The sequence below is a fragment of the Microbacterium sp. PMB16 genome (genome assembly GCF_051294855.1).
Classification (GTDB): Bacteria; Actinomycetota; Actinomycetes; order Actinomycetales; family Microbacteriaceae; genus Microbacterium.
Window position 1 is genome coordinate 1,053,985 of the sequence record NZ_CP145908.1, and the last position, 16,332, is coordinate 1,070,316.

Annotated in this window: 16 protein-coding genes; 4 read left to right on the forward strand and 12 right to left on the reverse strand. The window is 67.5% G+C overall.

Going from position 1 to position 16,332, the window contains the following annotated elements; genetic code table 11:
- Positions 1-91: 91 nt before the first annotated feature.
- From V5D55_RS05075 to V5D55_RS05095, 5 genes are all read right to left on the reverse strand, one after another.
- Positions 92-1,108, reverse strand: coding sequence for a metal ABC transporter solute-binding protein, Zn/Mn family (locus tag V5D55_RS05075; RefSeq protein WP_435748289.1), 1,017 nt, complete (start codon positions 1,106-1,108; stop codon positions 92-94).
- A gap of 143 nt (positions 1,109-1,251) precedes the next feature.
- Entirely contained in the window at positions 1,252-2,934 is a 1,683-nt protein-coding gene (locus tag V5D55_RS05080; protein WP_435748290.1) for a glycoside hydrolase family 13 protein, read from the reverse strand.
- 110 nt (positions 2,935-3,044) lie between these two features.
- Entirely contained in the window at positions 3,045-3,920 is an 876-nt protein-coding gene (locus V5D55_RS05085; RefSeq protein WP_435748291.1) for a carbohydrate ABC transporter permease, read from the reverse strand.
- Positions 3,920-4,846 (reverse strand): carbohydrate ABC transporter permease, encoded by a 927-nt coding sequence (locus V5D55_RS05090; RefSeq protein ID WP_435748292.1) that lies wholly within the window; start codon positions 4,844-4,846, stop codon positions 3,920-3,922. Before V5D55_RS05090 ends, V5D55_RS05085 begins: the two co-directional genes overlap by 1 nt.
- Positions 4,843-6,156 carry an ABC transporter substrate-binding protein gene (locus V5D55_RS05095; protein WP_435748293.1) on the reverse strand — a complete coding sequence of 438 codons (1,314 nt, stop codon included), beginning with the start codon at positions 6,154-6,156 and terminating at the stop codon, positions 4,843-4,845. Before V5D55_RS05095 ends, V5D55_RS05090 begins: the two co-directional genes overlap by 4 nt.
- 101 nt (positions 6,157-6,257) lie before the next feature.
- Here V5D55_RS05095 and V5D55_RS05100 point away from each other — a divergent pair, with 101 nt between their 5' ends.
- A complete protein-coding gene (locus tag V5D55_RS05100; protein WP_435748294.1) occupies positions 6,258-7,478 on the forward strand; it encodes an ROK family protein in 1,221 nt (406 codons plus the stop codon).
- A gap of 47 nt (positions 7,479-7,525) precedes the next feature.
- On the opposite strand, the gene V5D55_RS05105 is transcribed toward V5D55_RS05100, so the two are convergent.
- From V5D55_RS05105 to V5D55_RS05125, 5 genes are all read right to left on the reverse strand, one after another.
- Complete coding sequence (locus V5D55_RS05105; protein WP_435748295.1) at positions 7,526-8,662, reverse strand: Fic family protein; 1,137 nt, start codon at positions 8,660-8,662, stop codon at positions 7,526-7,528.
- Positions 8,663-8,743: 81 nt separating this feature from the next.
- A complete protein-coding gene (locus V5D55_RS05110) occupies positions 8,744-10,078 on the reverse strand; it encodes a dihydrolipoamide acetyltransferase family protein (RefSeq protein WP_435748296.1) in 1,335 nt (444 codons plus the stop codon).
- 126 nt (positions 10,079-10,204) lie between these two features.
- Positions 10,205-11,170: an alpha-ketoacid dehydrogenase subunit beta gene (locus V5D55_RS05115; RefSeq protein WP_307381307.1), complete on the reverse strand. Its 966-nt coding sequence runs from the start codon at positions 11,168-11,170 to the stop codon at positions 10,205-10,207.
- 11 nt (positions 11,171-11,181) lie between these two features.
- Positions 11,182-12,309, reverse strand: coding sequence for a thiamine pyrophosphate-dependent dehydrogenase E1 component subunit alpha (locus V5D55_RS05120; RefSeq protein WP_435748297.1), 1,128 nt, complete (start codon positions 12,307-12,309; stop codon positions 11,182-11,184).
- A 106-nt stretch (positions 12,310-12,415) separates the two neighbouring features.
- The gene (locus V5D55_RS05125) at positions 12,416-13,483 is read right to left on the reverse strand and encodes a histidinol-phosphate transaminase (protein ID WP_435748298.1); all 1,068 of its coding nucleotides are present in this window, start codon (positions 13,481-13,483) and stop codon (positions 12,416-12,418) included.
- A gap of 61 nt (positions 13,484-13,544) precedes the next feature.
- Between V5D55_RS05125 and V5D55_RS05130 the strand changes: the two genes are divergently transcribed.
- From V5D55_RS05130 to V5D55_RS05140, 3 genes are read left to right on the forward strand one after another with little or no spacing between them, the layout of a single operon-like run.
- Positions 13,545-13,751, forward strand: coding sequence for a ribbon-helix-helix protein, CopG family (locus V5D55_RS05130; RefSeq protein ID WP_435748299.1), 207 nt, complete (start codon positions 13,545-13,547; stop codon positions 13,749-13,751).
- Positions 13,752-13,754: 3 nt separating this feature from the next.
- Complete coding sequence (locus tag V5D55_RS05135) at positions 13,755-14,120, forward strand: type II toxin-antitoxin system death-on-curing family toxin (RefSeq protein WP_435748300.1); 366 nt, start codon at positions 13,755-13,757, stop codon at positions 14,118-14,120.
- 51 nt (positions 14,121-14,171) lie between these two features.
- Positions 14,172-14,579, forward strand: a complete 408-nt coding sequence (locus V5D55_RS05140; protein WP_307378745.1) for a phage holin family protein — start codon at positions 14,172-14,174, stop codon at positions 14,577-14,579.
- Between the two features lie 49 nt (positions 14,580-14,628).
- Here V5D55_RS05140 and V5D55_RS05145 read toward each other — a convergent pair whose 3' ends face one another.
- Both V5D55_RS05145 and V5D55_RS05150 read right to left on the reverse strand, forming a co-directional pair.
- Positions 14,629-15,918: a hypothetical protein gene (locus V5D55_RS05145; protein ID WP_435748301.1), complete on the reverse strand. Its 1,290-nt coding sequence runs from the start codon at positions 15,916-15,918 to the stop codon at positions 14,629-14,631.
- A complete protein-coding gene (locus V5D55_RS05150) occupies positions 15,915-16,178 on the reverse strand; it encodes a hypothetical protein (protein WP_435748302.1) in 264 nt (87 codons plus the stop codon). Before V5D55_RS05150 ends, V5D55_RS05145 begins: the two co-directional genes overlap by 4 nt.
- Between the last annotated feature and the right edge of the window lie 154 nt (positions 16,179-16,332).

Consider the following 16,332-nt stretch of genomic DNA (forward strand, 5'->3'; position numbering starts at 1 on the left):
TCTCGCTGCGCTCGCTCAGGAACCGAGGGGTGTTGCTGCGCTCGCTCAGGAACCGAGGGGTGTTGCTGCGCTCGCTCAGGAACCGCCCCGGTCACGGCTGGACGGCGGCGGCGAGGCTCTGGATCGCGTCACGCATCCACTCAGAGTACGACGATCCGTCCTCGAGCAGCTCGGTGAATGCCACGACCGGGATGCCGGCATCCTTCGCCGCCTTCTCGACGCGCTGGGTCTCGGCGCCTCCGGTCTGGGCGTTGGTGAGCAGCGCGGTCACTTCTCCGCTGTCGATGACCTTCAGTGCGTCGAGCAGCACGGCGGGCGCCACGTCGGTGCCCTCCTCCACGGACTCGGCGAACCCCTCGGGGGTGACGTCGGTGAGACCTGCGGCGGCCGCGAGGTAGCCGGGCAGCGGCTCGGTGATGAAAACGTTCGCGGTGCCGGCGGTCTCGGTCTTGATCGTCTCGAGGTCGGCCTCGAAGCCCTCGAGGTCGGCGACGATCTTGTCTGCCGCGGCGGTGAAGTCGGCCTTGCCATCGGGGTCGAGCTCGGCGAGGTCGAGGGCGATGTCTTCGACGACGTGGATCATCGTGTGCGGGTCGAACCAGACGTGCTCGTTGAAGCCTTCGATGTGGTTGTGCCCCTCGTGGCCCTCTTCGCCCTCGGCGTGGTCGTGGCCCTCGCCTTCGGCGTGGTCGTGGCCCTCGCCTTCGGCGTGGTCGTGCTCGCCCTCTTCGTGGCCTTCGTTGCCGGGGAAGTCGTGCGAGAACTCGACGGCCGTGAGCACTTCAGCATCCGACCCGTCGAGGAGGTTGTCGATGAAGGCGTCGTATCCGCCGCCGTTCTCGATCACGAGGTCGGCCTTCTGCACCGTGAGCCGGTCGCGCGCGGTCGCCTCGTAGGAATGCGGATCCTGCGTCACGGAGTTGATGATCGAAGAGACCTCGACGCGGTCGCCGCCGATCTGCGCGGCCAGCGAACCGTAGACGTTCGTGCTCGCCACGACCTGGATCTTGCCGTCGTCACTGCCGCCCGCGGCGGGAGTGCCCGCGCACCCGGCGAGGGTGAGGGCGGCGACGGAGGCGAGGGTGAGAGCGGCGAGCGGCTTGTTCATGCTCTTACTCTACGTGCTAATGAGAACCATTATCAACTTGGCCCCTCCGGGCCTTGCCGATTGCAGGATCGTTTGACGGATGCAGGTCGAAACGGGAGTTCTCGACCTGCATCCGTCAAAACCGCCTACGAGTGTCGAGGCCCTCAGCCGACGAGACCCTCGGGAGCGATCCAAACCGTGCTCTCCGCCGGCACAGCACCCGCCACGACCGCGCCGAGCACCGCGTCTCCGGCATCCGCACCGAGGTCGAACGGCTCCGCACCGAAGTTGGTCACGACCTGCCAGCCGTTGGGACGGGCGAAACGCAGCACGTCGTTGCGTCCGGTCTCGATCCACTCCAGACGCTCCTCCGTCTGCAGCGAGCGCCGCAGGCGGAGCGCCTCGCGGTACAGCGAGAGCGTCGACGACGGGTCGGCCGCCTCGACGTCGACCGCGTACTCGGCGAACCAGGACGGCTGCGGAAGGTGCGCGTCACCCGAGCCGAAGCCGAACGACGAACCGGATGCCGTCCACGGGATCGGCACGCGGCATCCGTCCCGCCCGAGACCGTCGAACGCCTCCTCGCGCAGGAATGCCGGATCCTGACGCTGCTCCGGCGTGATCTGCGCGACCTCGTGCAGTCCGAGCTCCTCCCCCTGATACAGGTAGGTGCTGCCGGGGAGCCCGAGCAGCATGAGCGTCGCGGCGTACGCCCGACGCAGCCCGCCCTCACGGTCGAGCTGGTCGGCGGGGCCACCGGCCGCCACCCACTCGGTACCCTGCTTGACCGCGCGACCGCGCAGCGACGGCAGTCCGTAGCGCGTCGCGTGCCGCGTCACGTCGTGGTTCGACAGCACCCACGTCGTCGACGATCCGCTCGCCTGCGCCTGCTCGAGGTTGTCAGTGATGACGGTGCGGAACTCCGCCGCAGAGAACTCCGACACGAGGAGGTCGAAGTTGAACGCCTGCCCGAGGCCGTCGGCGGAGGCGTACTTCGCGCGGCGCTCGGGCGTCTCGACCCAGGCCTCGGCGACGGCGGTGCGCGGCGGGTCGTACTCGTTGAACACCGCCCGCCACTCGGCGTAGATGTCGTGCACCTCGTCGCGATCGAGCAGCGGATGCCGCCCCGACGTGCGGTCCATCGCGTCGAGCTCCGCCTGGCTGGGCAGCGGTTCGGTGAGGTCCTTCGTGAGCATGTGCGCGACGTCGATGCGGAACCCGTCGACCCCGCGATCCGACCAGAAGCGCAGAGTCGTCAGGAAGTCGGCCCGCACCTCCGGGTGATCCCAGTTCAGGTCGGGCTGCTCCACGGCGAAGCTGTGCAGGTACCACTGGCCGTCGTCGACACGCTCCCAGGCGCTGCCGCCGAACGCCGCGCCCCAGTCGGTGGGCGGCGCGGAGCCGTCGGGACCGGAACCCTCGCGGAAGATGTAGCGGTCGCGCGCGGCCGAACCTCGTCCGGCGGCGAGCGCCTCCTGGAACCACTCGTGCAGGTCGGAGCTGTGGTTCGGGACGATGTCGACGATCACCCGGATGCCGCGGGCATGCAGCGCCTCGACCATCGCGTCGAAGTCGTCGAGCGTGCCGAGGCGGGGATCGACGTTGCGGTAGTCGGCGACGTCGTACCCGCCGTCGGCGAGCGCCGATGGGTAGAACGGGCTCAGCCACACCGCGTCGATGCCGAGCTCGGCGAGGTAGTCGGCGCGGGAGACGATGCCGGGGATGTCCCCCAGTCCATCGCCGTTCGCGTCGGCGAAGCTCCGCGGGTAGATCTGGTAGACGGCGGCCTGTCGCCACCATGCGGCGGCATCGGCCTTGCTGGTCTCGACGAGAAGCGCGTCGGTCATGAGGGGAGAACTCCTTCTTGTTGCTTCCTAGGGGTGGTCTTGCAGCGTCCTTCGTCTCGCTGCGCTCGCTCAGGAACCGGTCCCTGAGCGAGCGAAGCGAGACGAAGGGTCTAACCCTTGACGGCACCCTGCGTGACGCCCTCCATGACGAAGCGCTGCGTGAACAGGTACGCCAGGATCGCAGGGGCCATCGCCATCAGGTACGAGGCGAAGGCGACGTTGTAGTTGTTGGTGAACTGGTTCTGGAACAGGTTCTGCCGCACCGGGAGGGTCTGCATCGCGGGGTCCGAGATGATCAACGATGGCATCATGAAGTCGTTCCAGGCGTAGAGGAACGCGAAGATGCCGACCGTCGCGCTCATCGGTGCGAGCAGCGGGAAGATCAGCTGCCAGAACGTCTGCCAGGTCGTGGCGCCGTCGATGCGCGCGCTCTCCTCCAGCTCGATCGGGATCGATCGCAGGAATGCGGTGAACAGCAGCACGCTGAAGCTGAGCTGGAACATCGTGGCCAGGATGATCACGCCGAACGGGTTGTCGAGCCCGACGCGACCGGTGAGCTGGATCTGCGGGAGCGCGACCACTGGGAACGGGATGAACATCGCCGCCAGCAGGTAGAAGAACGACCAGCGGAATAGCTTGCGGTCCCAGTTGCGCACGATCGCGTACGACGCGAAGGCGGCGAGGATGATCGTGGCGATCACGGTGCCGGCGGTGACGAGCAGCGAGATGCCGGCGCCGACCGGGAACTTCGTGAGGTTCCATGCCTCGACGAACCCGTCGATGCTGAACGGCGCAGGGAACGAGAAGGCGTTGCCGTCGACGGCCTGGCCTGTCGTCTTGAACGCCATCGAGATGGTCACGTAGAGCGGCAGCAGCACGGTGACCGCGCACAGGATCAGGATGATGGTGCCCGACCAGTTCGGACGCTCCATCTTGATGCGGGGCTTCTTCCCCGCGGTCTGGGTGGTGATGGTCTGCGTCGACATCAGAGTGCGTTCCTTCCGCGCGTCAGCGACAGTTGGAGGACGGAGATGAGCACGGCGACGATGAAGAAGATCGTCGCGTTCGCCATCTGGTAGGCGTAGTCGCCGCCGTTGAACCCCGCGATGATCGTCATGGCGACGCTGCGTGTCGAGGTGCCGGGGCCACCGTTGGTGAGTCCGACGATGATGTCGTACGCGTTGAGGAAGCCCTTGAATCCGAGGATCACGTTGATCACGACGTAGCCGGCGACGAGCGGGAGAGTGATGCGCAGCAGCTGCTGCCTCTTGTTCGCCCCGTCGATGCTCGCGGCTTCGTACACTTCACCGGGCACCGACAGGAGCCCCGCGATGTAGATGAGCAGCGTTCCGGGAACGGCCTGCCAGGCGGTCACGATCACGATGGCGATCCAGGCGAGGTCAGGGTTTGCGAGCAGGCTCGTCTGGAGGAACGGGATGCCGGTGGCAGCACCCGCGGCCGGCAGGGAGTTCGAGAACAGGAAGTTGAAGACGTACGCGATGATGATGCCCGAGATCACCATCGGGATCACGAAGATCGTGCGCAGCCCCGTCTTGAAGCGGATGCGCGAGGTCAGCCCGACCGCGAGCAGGAAGGCGACCACGTTGACCACGATCACCGTGGCGATCGAGAACCCGAACGTGAAGAGGTAGCTCTGCAGGATCGCGGGGTCACTGAACATCGCGACGTAGTTGGTGAGGCCGTTGAAGCTCCACTCGCCGATGCCGATCGAGTCGGTGAAGCTGAAGAAGATGCCCATCACGCCGGGCACCGTGATCGCGAGAGTGAAGATCACCAGCGTCGGGAGGAGGAACAGGTAGTAGATCGGCTCGACGCGGCGGGTGTGCCGGCGGATCGTGCGATCCTCTCCGGTGATGATCGCCGTCGTGCTGGACGCGGTGCTGGTGCTCATGGCGCGGACTCCTCTGTCTCGCCGGAGGTCGTGGGTATCGGGGCGCGGAACGCGATACGCGCCCAGTCGCCATCCATCGTGCGAAGCGTCGACTCCGGGGATGCCCCGAGCACCATCGCCTGGGCGTAGTTGAACATCGGGAGCGTCTTCGGCACGAGCACGGAGGGGCCCTGGTAGATCTGCCCGTTCTGGTAGTACTCGATCATGCCCTCGACTCGGGGATCGTCCGGCGGCGGAGCATCCGTGGTCGGCGTGAAGCCGAGTTGCGAGGCGTTGTACTCCTCGATGTTCTCCGGCAGGTAGAGGTACTCGAGGAAGTCGCGTGCGGCCTCCTGATGGTTCGACTCCTCGGGGATCATCGCCGCGAGGTCCATGTTGACGCGCACGCCGAGGTCGGCCGGGTCGTCGGTCATCGGCAGCGGGAACGTGCCGAGGTCGAGATCGGGCGCCGTCTTCGCGATCTCGCTGAACGCCCACGGCCCCTGCAGGTACATGGCCGCCTCGCCCTTGCCGAACGCGAGGTTGCCGTCGCCGTAGCCGCGGCTCGCAGCATCCGAATTGGTGTACTCGCTGGCGAGCTGCATCATCCGGTCCATCGGCTCGGCGAAGTCCTGCTGGAACGACACCGGCGAATCGGGCCCCACCTCGGCACCCTCCGTGGCGAGCGCGTCGAAGAAGTCGATCACGTCGACGGAGCCGCCCGCGGTGTAGTCGTACCAGCCCTGCGCGACGGTCCAGTCATCCTTGAACGTGCCGTAGAACGGGTCGATTCCCGCCTCTTTCAACTGATCGCAGACGGCGAGGAGTTCGTCCCATGTCTGCGGGACCTCGAGTTTCTGCTCTTCGAAGATCTGCGTGTTGTAGATGACGGATGCTGCCATCACCGAGTACGGCAGCGCGCTGGTGCGTCCGTCGCAGGAGCCGTACTGCTCCATGAGCGGCTGGAGGTCGTCGCGGATACCGGCGGCGGCCTCGGTGTCGGAGAGATCGGTGAGCGCGCAGCGCTGCACGAACCGGGCGATCTCGTAGTTGTAGTTGGCCAGCATGATGTCGGGCGGGTTGCCGCGCACGAAGCTCGCCGAGACGACGTCGACCCCCGAGGTGTCGATCTCGACCCGCACCTTGTCCTGCGAGGCGTTGTACGCGGCGACGAGTTCCGTCATGAACGGGATGGCCTCGCGTTTGCTGAAGGTGAAGCGGATGGTCTCCGCTCCCGAGCCGGCGGCGCAGCTCGTGAGGGCGGCGCCGACCAGGGCGAGCCCGAGGGCCCCCGCGATCGTCCGCGCCACGCGTGTTCGTCTCTCAGACACCATCGTCCTTCCGATCCGTATATCCGATTACTAAATCTAGTGAGCGAATTTACTCTGTCGAGAGGTACTCTCTCATTGGCACGACAGAAAGGTCAAGGGGCGTGACAGAAGTCTCAGCGGATCTCGGCACCGGACGCGCGAGCGTCGGAGCGGTGCTCGACTTCGCCTGGGCGGCCGGCGAATTCACCGCGACCGAGGTCATGGCGGGTACCTCGCTGACCCGCTCCACCGCCATCGACGCGATGGACACGCTGCTCGATGCGCAGGTGCTGCAGGAACTCCCCAACGCCAGGGCAGTCGGCAGCTACCGCTCCGGACGACCCGCCCGTCGCTTCGCGCTTTCGGCAGACCTGGGTGTGGTGGTCGGCATCGACGCCGGCGACACGCATCTCGCGGTCACCGTCGCGGATCCGCTCGAGCGCACCCTGGTGCATCACCGGGTCGAAGTGGATTCGACGCACACGGCCGACGAGCGGCGCGCGACCATCATCGCGGCCCTGGGTGCGGCACTCGACGAGGCGGCGGTGGCGCGCGGAGACGTGCTCGCCGTCTGCGTCGGCGTGGCCGCGCCGGTCGACCGCACCGGCGTCTCGCCGCCGCATCCCGACGGCTTCTGGGAGCGCACGAATCCCGGTCTCGCCGAGGCGCTGCGCGAGTGGGCACCGGTCGTCGAGATCAAGAACGACGCCCAGCTCGCCGCGATCGCGGAGGGGGCGGTCGGAGCCGCGATCGGATGCCGGGACTACGTCGCCCTGCTCGCGAGCGAACGGTTCGGCGGCGGGGTGGTCGTCGACGGCCATGTGCTGCACGGTGCGCACGGCGGCGTCGGCGAAGGCGTCGTGTTCGACCACATCGTCGGTGTCGGCTCCGCCTTCGGGTTGCGGTACGCCGTGCAGGACGAGGCGCGCTCTGCCGTCGACGCCGGCGAGGTCGCCTCGGACAGCGCCGTCGGCCACCTCGTGGCACAGGACCGCATCGACCCGCGACTGGTGCTGATGCTCGCCGCCTCGGGCGACCCCGATGCCGCGCTCGTCACGGAGCGCGTCGGTGCGACCCTCGCGCGCGTCGTGGGCGTGCTCGGCAGCATGTACGACCCGGCGCGGGTCATCGTGTGCGGGGCGGTCGCCGAGAGCATCGAGCCCGTGCTCGCCGCGGCCCGCCGCATCCTGCCGGGCGAGCTGCACCTTCCCGCACCGGAGATCCTCGCGTCCGAGCTCGGCGCCGAGGTCGTGTCGGTCGGCGCCATCGCGACCGCGCGGAAGGCCGCGCGGGAGCGGGCCGTGCCGCTGCTCGCGGAGCGGCGGCTCAGCGTGCGGGCGTGAGCAGAGGCATCCGCTCGCTGGATGTCGATGCAATCCCGTTCAGCTCATCAATCGAACGGGTTGACGTGATTCCATGCGCGCCCGAGACCGACTTCACGGCGTAGGTCGATGAGCTTCTCGGCCGCCGTGTAGGCGCGACCACGCCTTTCGCCCGATGCAACGAGGAGACCGGACTGTGCGAGCGCGGTGAGATCACGAGTCGCCGTCTGCGGACTGATCTCGGTGCCTGCCTCGCGGAGCGAGCTGATGTATCGGCCACGCGTGACCGTGGCACCGAAGAGCGCATCGAACAATGCGTCCAGAGCCCGGTCGTCGATCCCGGCATCGTCCAGAAGCTTGCTGAGAGCTGCCGATGCATTTCCGGCGGAGACGATGCGAGCACCCCGCTCCATGGCCTGGTTGAGATGCGCCGTGAGAATGAATCGCATCCACGGTCGAACTTGGTCGGGCCTCGCGGTCTCCGGCGCCCATTCGCCCCGTCCGACCTCGGCGAGCACGTCATAGTACGCCCGGGTGTGGCGTCCGAGGTACTCCTCGGTGGAGAAGAAGACCGGAGAGATGTCGTTGTCGTCAACCATGACCAGTGATTGCAGGACTCGAGCCATGCGGCCGTTGCCGTCTTTGAAGGGGTGGATGAGAACGAAGTTCAGGTGCGCCATCGCTGCGTCGATGAGAGGGTCACCGTTGTTCATGATGGTCGCCGCAAGTCGATCCATGAGACCCGGAAGTGCAGCCGCGTCTGCCCCTTCATGAACGATGTCGCCGGTCGACTCCTGCATCACGTAGACGGGACCCTCGCGGTACCGGCCAGGGCGCTTGGTCAGATCGTAGGAATTCACCATGTAGTGCAGGCTGCGGATGAGAGTGGGATCGACGACGACAGGATCCTGGGAGAGCTGCAAGACGTACGTCATCGCCAATTGGTAACCGGCGAGGGCGCGCTCGGTCTCTTCATCTACGGTCGCGGGTTTTTCTCCGGCCGCGATAGCCGCCACATCGTCGACGCTGGCGTTGATGCCTTCAATGCTGTTCGAGCCTTGAACATTGCGCGCAAACGTCATCCGGCGCAGAGGCGCTGTCCAACGATTGCGCTGACGAACCTGGAACGTCAGCGCATCATTCCATTTCTGGATCTCAGCTCGAACGTCTTGTTCCTCACTGGTGAGTTCTGGCGCGACATACATGGCGACTCCGATGCAATGATGTTTATTTATACTCATCGTACCATTGCAACCCGCTTGACGCTCGGATGCGTCACTCTCACATCAGTCGACGAGCAGCGCCGGCTCTTCCAGCACGGATGCCACGTCGGCGATGAACCGGCTCATGCCGTCGCCGTCGATCACGCGGTGGTCGAAGGACCCCGCCACCGTGGTCACCCAACGGGGGCGCACCTCGCCGTCGACGACCCACGGCTTCTGGCTGATCGTGCCCATTGCCACGATCCCGGCCTCGCCGGGGTTGATGATCGGGGTGCCGGCATCCATCCCGAACACGCCGATGTTGGTGATCGTGATGGTGCCGCCCTGCTGGTCGGCCGGCGAGGTCTTGCCCTCGCGCGCCGTGAGGGTGAGGCGGTTGAGCGCCCGGGCGAGGTCTTTCATGCCGAGGTCCTGCGCGTCCTTGATGTTCGGGACGAGCAGTCCGCGCGGGGTCGCGGCAGCGATGCCGAGGTTCACGTAGTGGCGCACGGAGATCTCCGCTCCGGCGTCCGTCTCGACCCACGCCGCGTTCACCATCGGCGTGCGGCGAGCCGCCCAGATCACGGCGCGGGCCATGATCAGCAGCGGTGAGACGCGGATGTCGGCGTAATCGGGCGACGCCTTGAGGCGCTTGACGAGCTCCATGGTGCGGCTCGCGTCGATCTCCTTCCAGACCGTGACGTGCGGCGCCGAGTACGCGCTCTGCACCATCGCCGACGAGGTCGCCTTGCGGACCCCCTTGACCGGGATCGACTCCGTGCGGCCGTCATTCGACGTGTCGGCCGCAGGGGCCAGGCCTCGCGCGAGCCCTGCCGGGGCAGTCTGCGGTGCGGGAACCGTCTCCTCGCGCACCTCGCCCCACTCGGGCGTCTCGATGTTGCGGAACACGCTCGCCTGCGACGCGTGCTTCACGACGTCGTCGCGCGTGACCTCACCGTCGGCGCCTGTCGCCGCCACCGACGTGAGATCGACGCCGAGGTCGCGGGCGAGCTTGCGGATCGGAGGCTTCGCGATGACGCCGACCGACGAGCGCACGGCCCGCTCGGCCGGCCGCTTGCGGCGCGAGGTCGCTCCTCCCCCGGTGCCGTAGCCGACCAGCACCGAGCCGCCGCCCTCCTCCGGGGCAGGGGCCACCGCCACTGCCGGGGCTTCGGATGCGGCGGTCACGAAGCTGATGATCGGCGTGCCGACCTCGACGGTCGTGCCCTCGGCGACGAGCAGCTCGTCGACGACGCCGGCATGTGGCGAGGGCAGCTCGACGAGCGACTTCGCGGTCTCGATCTCGCAGATCACGTCGTTGATCGCGACGGTGTCGCCGGGGGCGACCTTCCAGGCCACGACCTCGGCCTCGGTCAGGCCTTCACCGACGTCGGGGAGGTTGAAGTTCTGCGTGCTCATGAGCGTGCCTTTCGGAAGGTACTGCGTTCATATCTCAGCAAGAACTCACCGGCGGTCGACTTCGCACCGCCGAATCGTGAGTTCCGCGCTGATTCTTGCTGAATTGTGAACATGGGCGAGCCGGTGTCAGTAGGCCAGGGAGCGGTCGACGGCTTCGAGTATGCGGTCCGCATCCGGAAGGTACACGCCCTCGAGCTTCGCGGGCGGGAACGGGGTGTCGTACCCCGAGACGCGCAGCACCGGGGCCTCGAGCGCGTAGAAGGCGCGTTCCATGACGGTCGCGGCGATCTCGCTGCCGAGACTCGTGAATCCCTGCGCCTCCTGCGCGTAGACCATGTGCCCGGTCTTGCGCACGGAGTCGAGGATCGGGGCGTAGTCGACCGGCGACAGCGAGCGCACGTCGACGACCTCGCAACTGGTGCCCTCGGCCTCGGCGAGCGCCGCGGCCTGCAGCAGTGTCGTGACCATCGCGCCGTGGCCGACCAGAGTCACATCGGTGCCGGTGCGCACGACCCGTGAGGCGTGCAGGGGAGCGGCGGACGCGTCGAGCTCGACCTCGCCCTTGGGCCAGTAGCGGCTCTTCGGCTCCATGAAGATCACCGGGTCGTTCGAGGCGATCGCCTCCTGGATCATCCAGTACGCGTCGTTCGGCGTCGACGGCGACACCACCCGCAGTCCCGGCGTGTGCGTGAAGTACGCCTCCGGGCTCTCCTGGTGGTGCTCGACCGCACCGATGTGCCCGCCGTAGGGGATGCGGATCACGATCGGCAGTGAGAGCTTGCCCTCGTGGCGGTTCGTCAGCTTCGCGAGCTGCGTGGTGATCTGATCGAACGCCGGGAAGACGAAGCCGTCGAACTGGATCTCGATCACGGGGCGGAACCCGGTCATCGCGAGCCCGATCGCCGTGCCGACGATGCCCGACTCGGCGAGCGGGGTGTCGAGCACCCGCTTCTCGCCGAAGTCCCGCTGCAGGTGCTCGGTCACGCGGAACACTCCGCCGAGCTTTCCGATGTCCTCCCCCATGAGGAGCACCTTCGGGTCGTTCTCCATGGCCTTCCGCAGGCCCGCGTTCATCGCCTTGCTCAGCGGCATCGTCTCGAGGGTCACTTGCTGTCTCCTTCGAACGACGCTTCGTACTGCGCCTGCCAGGCCTTCTGCTCCTCGATCAGCGGATGCGGGTCGCTGTAGACGTGGTCGAACATCCGGCCCACCGGCGGCGGGCCGAGCTCGACGGTGCGGGCGCGCAGGTCTTCCGCGGCATCCGCCCCCTCGGTGTCGACATCGTCGAAGAAGGATGCTGCGGCGCCACGCCCCTCGAGGAAGGTGCGCATCCGCACGATCGGGTCGCGCAGGGCCCAGGTGTCCTCCTCGTCGGAGTGACGGTATTTCGTCGGGTCGTCGCTGGTGGTGTGAGCGCCGAGACGGTACGTGACCGCTTCGATCGCGCGCGGCCCCTTGCCGGTGCGAGCCTCGTCGAGGGCCACCCGCGAGACGGCGTAGCTGGCCAGCACATCGTTGCCGTCGACCCGGACGCTCGCGATGCCGTAGCCCGCACTGCGCTGCACGAGCGGCACACGCGACTGCGTCGATACCGGCACCGAGATCGCCCAGTGGTTGTTCTGCAGGAAGAAGACGGTCGGCGCCTGGTAGCTCGCGGCGAACACCATCGCCTCGTGCACGTCGCCCTGACTGGAGGCGCCGTCGCCGTAATAGACGATGACGGCCTCATCGCGGTCGACGTCGCCCGTGCCGCTGCGGCCATCGAAGGCGAGCCCCATCGCGTAACCGGTCGCGTGCAGCACCTGCGATCCGAGCACCAGGGTGTACAGACGGGTGTTGCCGTTCTTCGGGTCGGTCGGGTCCCATCCGCCGTGCGAGACGCCGCGCATGAGCTTGATGATGTCGACCGGGTCGACGCCGCGGATCCGGGTGACCGCGTGCTCGCGGTACGACGGGAAGATCGTGTCCTGGGCGCGCGCTGCGCGACCGGAACCGACCTGCGCTGCCTCCTGACCGCGGCTCGGCGGCCACAGCGCGAGCTGGCCCTGCCGCTGCAGGTTCGTCGCCTGGGTGTCGAGCGCCCGGATGATCACCATGTCGCGGTAGAACTGCTCGAGTTCGGCATCGCCGATCGCTTCGATCAGCGGCAGATACTGCTCCGCAGCGGGGCTGGGCGCGAAGCGGCCGTCCTGATCCAGGACGCGGACGAGTTCAGTCTCTGACGAGGTCACGGGTACACGCTACCCGCGCCGGCATGCCCGGTCACGCATACCTAGGACGCCCTCGTATCTGCCGGGAAACCGGAGAATCCCGCGCTTTCCGGGGTGTGGCGACGGCTCAGCGGACGGAAGCCGCGACCTCGAGCACGCGGGCGATGGAGGCTTCTTCGCCGACCGAGATGCGGATGCCGTCGCCCGAGAACGGCCGGACGACGAGGTCGTTCTCGACGAACGCTGCCGCGACCGCATCGGTGCGCTCGCCTGCCGGCAGCCAGACGAAGTTGGCCTGCGCGTCCGGGACATCCCAGCCCTGCGCACGGAGTCCTTCGGCGAGGCGGGTACGCCGTTCGACGATCACCGCGACGCGTTCGAGGAGCTCCGGCTCGGCGTCGAGGCTCGCGATCGCGGCGTTCTCCGCGGCCGACGTCACCGAGAGCGGGATGCCGGTGGTGCGCGCGGCATCCAGCACCTTCTCGTGACCGATCGCGTAGCCGATCCGGAGCCCGGCGAGGCCGTAGGCCTTCGAGAAGGTGCGCAGCACCACGACATTCGGATGCTGCTCGAACGCGCGCTCCGCGAGGCCGTCCACCGCGTCGGGCGCGGTCACGAACTCGGCGTACGCCTCGTCCAGGATGATCAGGATGTCGGCGGGAACGCGAGCGACGAACGCCGCGAACTCGGCGCTCGTGATGATCGGGCCGGTCGGATTGTTGGGAGTGCAGAGGATGATCGCGCGGGTGCGGTCGGTCACGGCATCCGCCATGGCATCGAGGTCATGCCGCGAATCCGCGGTGAGAGGCACCTGCACGCCGGTCGCGCCGGCGACCAGCGGAAAGCTCGGGTAGGCCTCGAACGAGCGCCACGCGTAGATGACCTCGTCGCCGACGGATGCGGTCGCCAGGATCAGCTGGTGCAGGATCGAGACGCTGCCCGCGGCGACGTGCACCTGGTCGGGTTCGACGCCGTAGCGTTCGCCGAGCCGCGCGCGGAGGCGGCCGGCTGTGGCATCCGGGTAGCGGTTGATCGGGGTCGTGTGCTGCAACGCGGCGGCGACCGCGGGAAGCGGGTCGAACGGGTTCTCGTTGCTGGACAGCTTGAACGCATCGGGACCGGCCTGCTTGCCCTGGCGGTACGGCGCGAGGGCGGCGATGGCGGGGCGGATGCGGGGCAGGATCGGGTCGGTCACGAGCTTGATTCTACGAGGGCTGTGATGGCGGGGGTCAGGAGCCCGGTGGTACCATTCTGGTATGGCTATGACGCTGCGGCTCCCGGCAGAACTCGATGCACAGCTCGAGGCGATCGCGCGTGCGCGGCACATCTCGAAGCACGCGGTGATCATCGAGGCTGCGGAGCGCTTCGCGAACACTGAGAGCAAGACCGATCGCGTGCTCTCCATCGCCGATCGGATCACCGAGCGATATGCGGACACGATCACGCGTCTCGAGGACGCCTGACCCGTGGCGACGGAGTACATCGAGCCAGAGCAGGCCCTCGCCCTGATCGCGAGGCTCGGACTGTACGTTCGAGATGAGGGTCTTCTCTTCTCTGCACTCGCCCGGCCGTCCGCCGGGATGTTCGGTGTCGACGCATACCCGACATTTCCGCAGAAGGCCGCCGCGCTCATCAGTTCGGTGGCCCAGAACCACGCGCTCTTCGACGGCAACAAGCGGATCTCGCTCTATCTGACGTTCATCTTCATCGAGCTCAACGAGTACGAAGTGACGTTCACCAACGACGAGGCGTTCGATCTTGTCCTCGATGTGGCGCAGAGCCGGATCGACCTGATCGAGATCGCCCGCCTCATCGCCGAGCACATCCGCTGAGCGGCTCCACTTCCTGACAAGCGCGGGCGGCCGTGCGACACTGGACCCACCATGCGCTTCATCATCCGAGTCGTCGTCAACGCCTTCGCTCTCTGGGTCGTCACGCTGATCCCTGCCCTGCAGGTGGTGATCACCGCGTTCCCGCCCGGCGAGACGCTGCAGCTCGTGCTGACGCTGCTGGCGGTCGCCGCGATCTTCGCACTCGTGAACACGATCATCGGCACGGTCGTGAAGATCGTCGCGTTCCCGCTCTACATCATCACGCTCGGCCTGATCGGCCTCATCATCAACGGCTTCCTGCTGTGGCTGACCGCCTGGATCACCAGCGGCTTCGGCTGGGGCCTGACCGTCGGCGACTTCTGGTGGGGCGTGCTGGCCGCGCTCATCATCTCGGTGATCAACGGCATCTTCGGCTTCATCCTGCGTCCGCAGAGCAAGAAGGCCCGCCGGCGGGACTGACGCGGCTCGCCACCGCGGCGATCACACAGTCGGAAAGGGCCCGACGCACTCACTCCTTCCTTTCGCCGCGGTACTCGGTGCGTTCGACGTCGACCGCTTCGCCGAGCTCACTCCAGTACTCGTCGAGTGCTTCCGCGCGGGGATCGTTCGACTCGTCGACCATCTGCGCGGTCTCGAGGTACGTCTCCACGTTGTGAGTGCGGAGCGCGGCGTCCTGCCACCCGGGGTCCGGGTCTCCCACACGCGTGGCCGTGAAGCTGTCGGGCGATCCGGTCCCGCTCGGAGATCCTCCCCCGGCGAAGCCGCCGACCGTGTCGTCGGTGTGAAGGAGTTGGACCAGAGTCTGATCATCGCGAAGCGTGGGTTCGCCCGGGCTCCCGGCCGTCATCACCAAACGCACGTCGAACTCGCTCTCCATGGCCATGCGGCCGGCGATCAGGCCGGACTGCGAATGCGCGACGAGGTCGACGTGATCGCCGGGGCCGGCACCGGCCGCAGCCAGGGCATCGAGCGTCGCCTGGTACGACGCCGACGCCGCACCGGTGTAGAGCTCGGCGTTCGACTTCATGTCCCATGGTTCCGATCCCCCCGCCTGCCACGGGAGGAAGTTCTGCGTCCCCTTCAGATACGCCGTGTAGCGGACCTCACCGTCCGGCATGGTGTACTTCTCGACGGCGACCTGCGCCCCTGGTGAAGTCGGCATCCGCTCGAGGGCCCCGCGCGCCGTCGCCGGTGGGGCCGACGGGTGAGAGGTCTTCACCGGGGTGACCGTCACCGGGTCGGCCGTACCGGTGAGCGGCGTGCCGGGCAGGATCGTGCCGAGCCGCGAGGCCACGCCGATGAACGCGCCGAATGAGAACAGCGGGGCCAGCAGACCACCGATGTCCCACTGATCCTCCAGCCCCTCGAAGCGCTCCCGCTCCCACCCGGCGAAGAGGAGATCGGCCACGATCTCGATGCGTTCATCAGCTGCGAGCAGGCGATCCACGCGAGCGCGGAGGGAAGCGGCTGCCGCCGAATCCGTGACCTCCAGAGCCTCCGCTCTGGCACGCAGCTCGACGACGTGGAACACGTCGGCCATGAGCAGCGTCGCGCGGGCGGCGTCGTCGGCATCGACTTGCAGCTCCCCCACGCGCTGCGCACTCGCGCGCAGCGCATCGAGCTGCACGGGCGCACCGAGCGTCGCCAGGCCGTCGATGAGCACGTGGGCACGATCGATCGCCTCCCGAGCATCCGCGTACCGCGACGCCAGCACCGAGACCCGCTGGCCCACGTCCCGCAACTGGTCGGTGTCGACCGCGATCACCCCGCCGTGATCGATCTCCAGTTCACCGCTCATGCGATCTCCGCCGTTTCCAGCTCCGCCTGGCGCGCCCGAAGGTCGCCGATCTCCCCCGCCGTGCGCTCCTGGAATTGCCGGAGCAGCTCGTGCAGCGCCCGGACCCCGTCGGATTGCCAATCCGCGTCGTCGATGAGCGGTGTCAGCGCCGCTCGCGCCATCTCCAGCTCGCCGATGGCGAGGTCCATCTCTTTGCAGGCGGAGACCCAGGCCCACAGTTCTTCGGAGGCGAAGGCCTCGACGTTCGCGAAGGAGTGCATGGTTCCAGCATCCGCGGTCTGTTCCCCCACGAGAGTGCCGATTCGCACGACCGGTGGAGAGCGGTGTGCCGGCTCGCGCTGTGCAGGACTGCCACGGACGGGCAGAATGGATGAGTGACATCCCCGGTTCCCTTCCGCGTGATCTTCGTCTGCA

Bases quoted from the DNA above. Each gene is read 5' to 3' on its own strand.
- V5D55_RS05105 (WP_435748295.1), bottom strand. From the start codon at position 8,662: ATGTATGTCGCGCCAGAACTCACCAGTGAGGAACAAGACGTTCGAGCT.
- V5D55_RS05090 (WP_435748292.1), bottom strand. From the start codon at position 4,846: ATGAGCACCAGCACCGCGTCCAGCACGACGGCGATCATCACCGGAGAG.
- V5D55_RS05080 (WP_435748290.1), bottom strand. From the start codon at position 2,934: ATGACCGACGCGCTTCTCGTCGAGACCAGCAAGGCCGATGCCGCCGCA.
- V5D55_RS05085 (WP_435748291.1), bottom strand. From the start codon at position 3,920: ATGTCGACGCAGACCATCACCACCCAGACCGCGGGGAAGAAGCCCCGC.
- V5D55_RS05075 (WP_435748289.1), bottom strand. From the start codon at position 1,108: ATGAACAAGCCGCTCGCCGCTCTCACCCTCGCCTCCGTCGCCGCCCTC.
- V5D55_RS05150 (WP_435748302.1), bottom strand. From the start codon at position 16,178: ATGCACTCCTTCGCGAACGTCGAGGCCTTCGCCTCCGAAGAACTGTGG.
- V5D55_RS05130 (WP_435748299.1), top strand. From the start codon at position 13,545: ATGGCTATGACGCTGCGGCTCCCGGCAGAACTCGATGCACAGCTCGAG.
- V5D55_RS05115 (WP_307381307.1), bottom strand. From the start codon at position 11,170: ATGCCGCTGAGCAAGGCGATGAACGCGGGCCTGCGGAAGGCCATGGAG.
- V5D55_RS05140 (WP_307378745.1), top strand. From the start codon at position 14,172: ATGCGCTTCATCATCCGAGTCGTCGTCAACGCCTTCGCTCTCTGGGTC.
- V5D55_RS05110 (WP_435748296.1), bottom strand. From the start codon at position 10,078: ATGAGCACGCAGAACTTCAACCTCCCCGACGTCGGTGAAGGCCTGACC.
- V5D55_RS05145 (WP_435748301.1), bottom strand. From the start codon at position 15,918: ATGAGCGGTGAACTGGAGATCGATCACGGCGGGGTGATCGCGGTCGAC.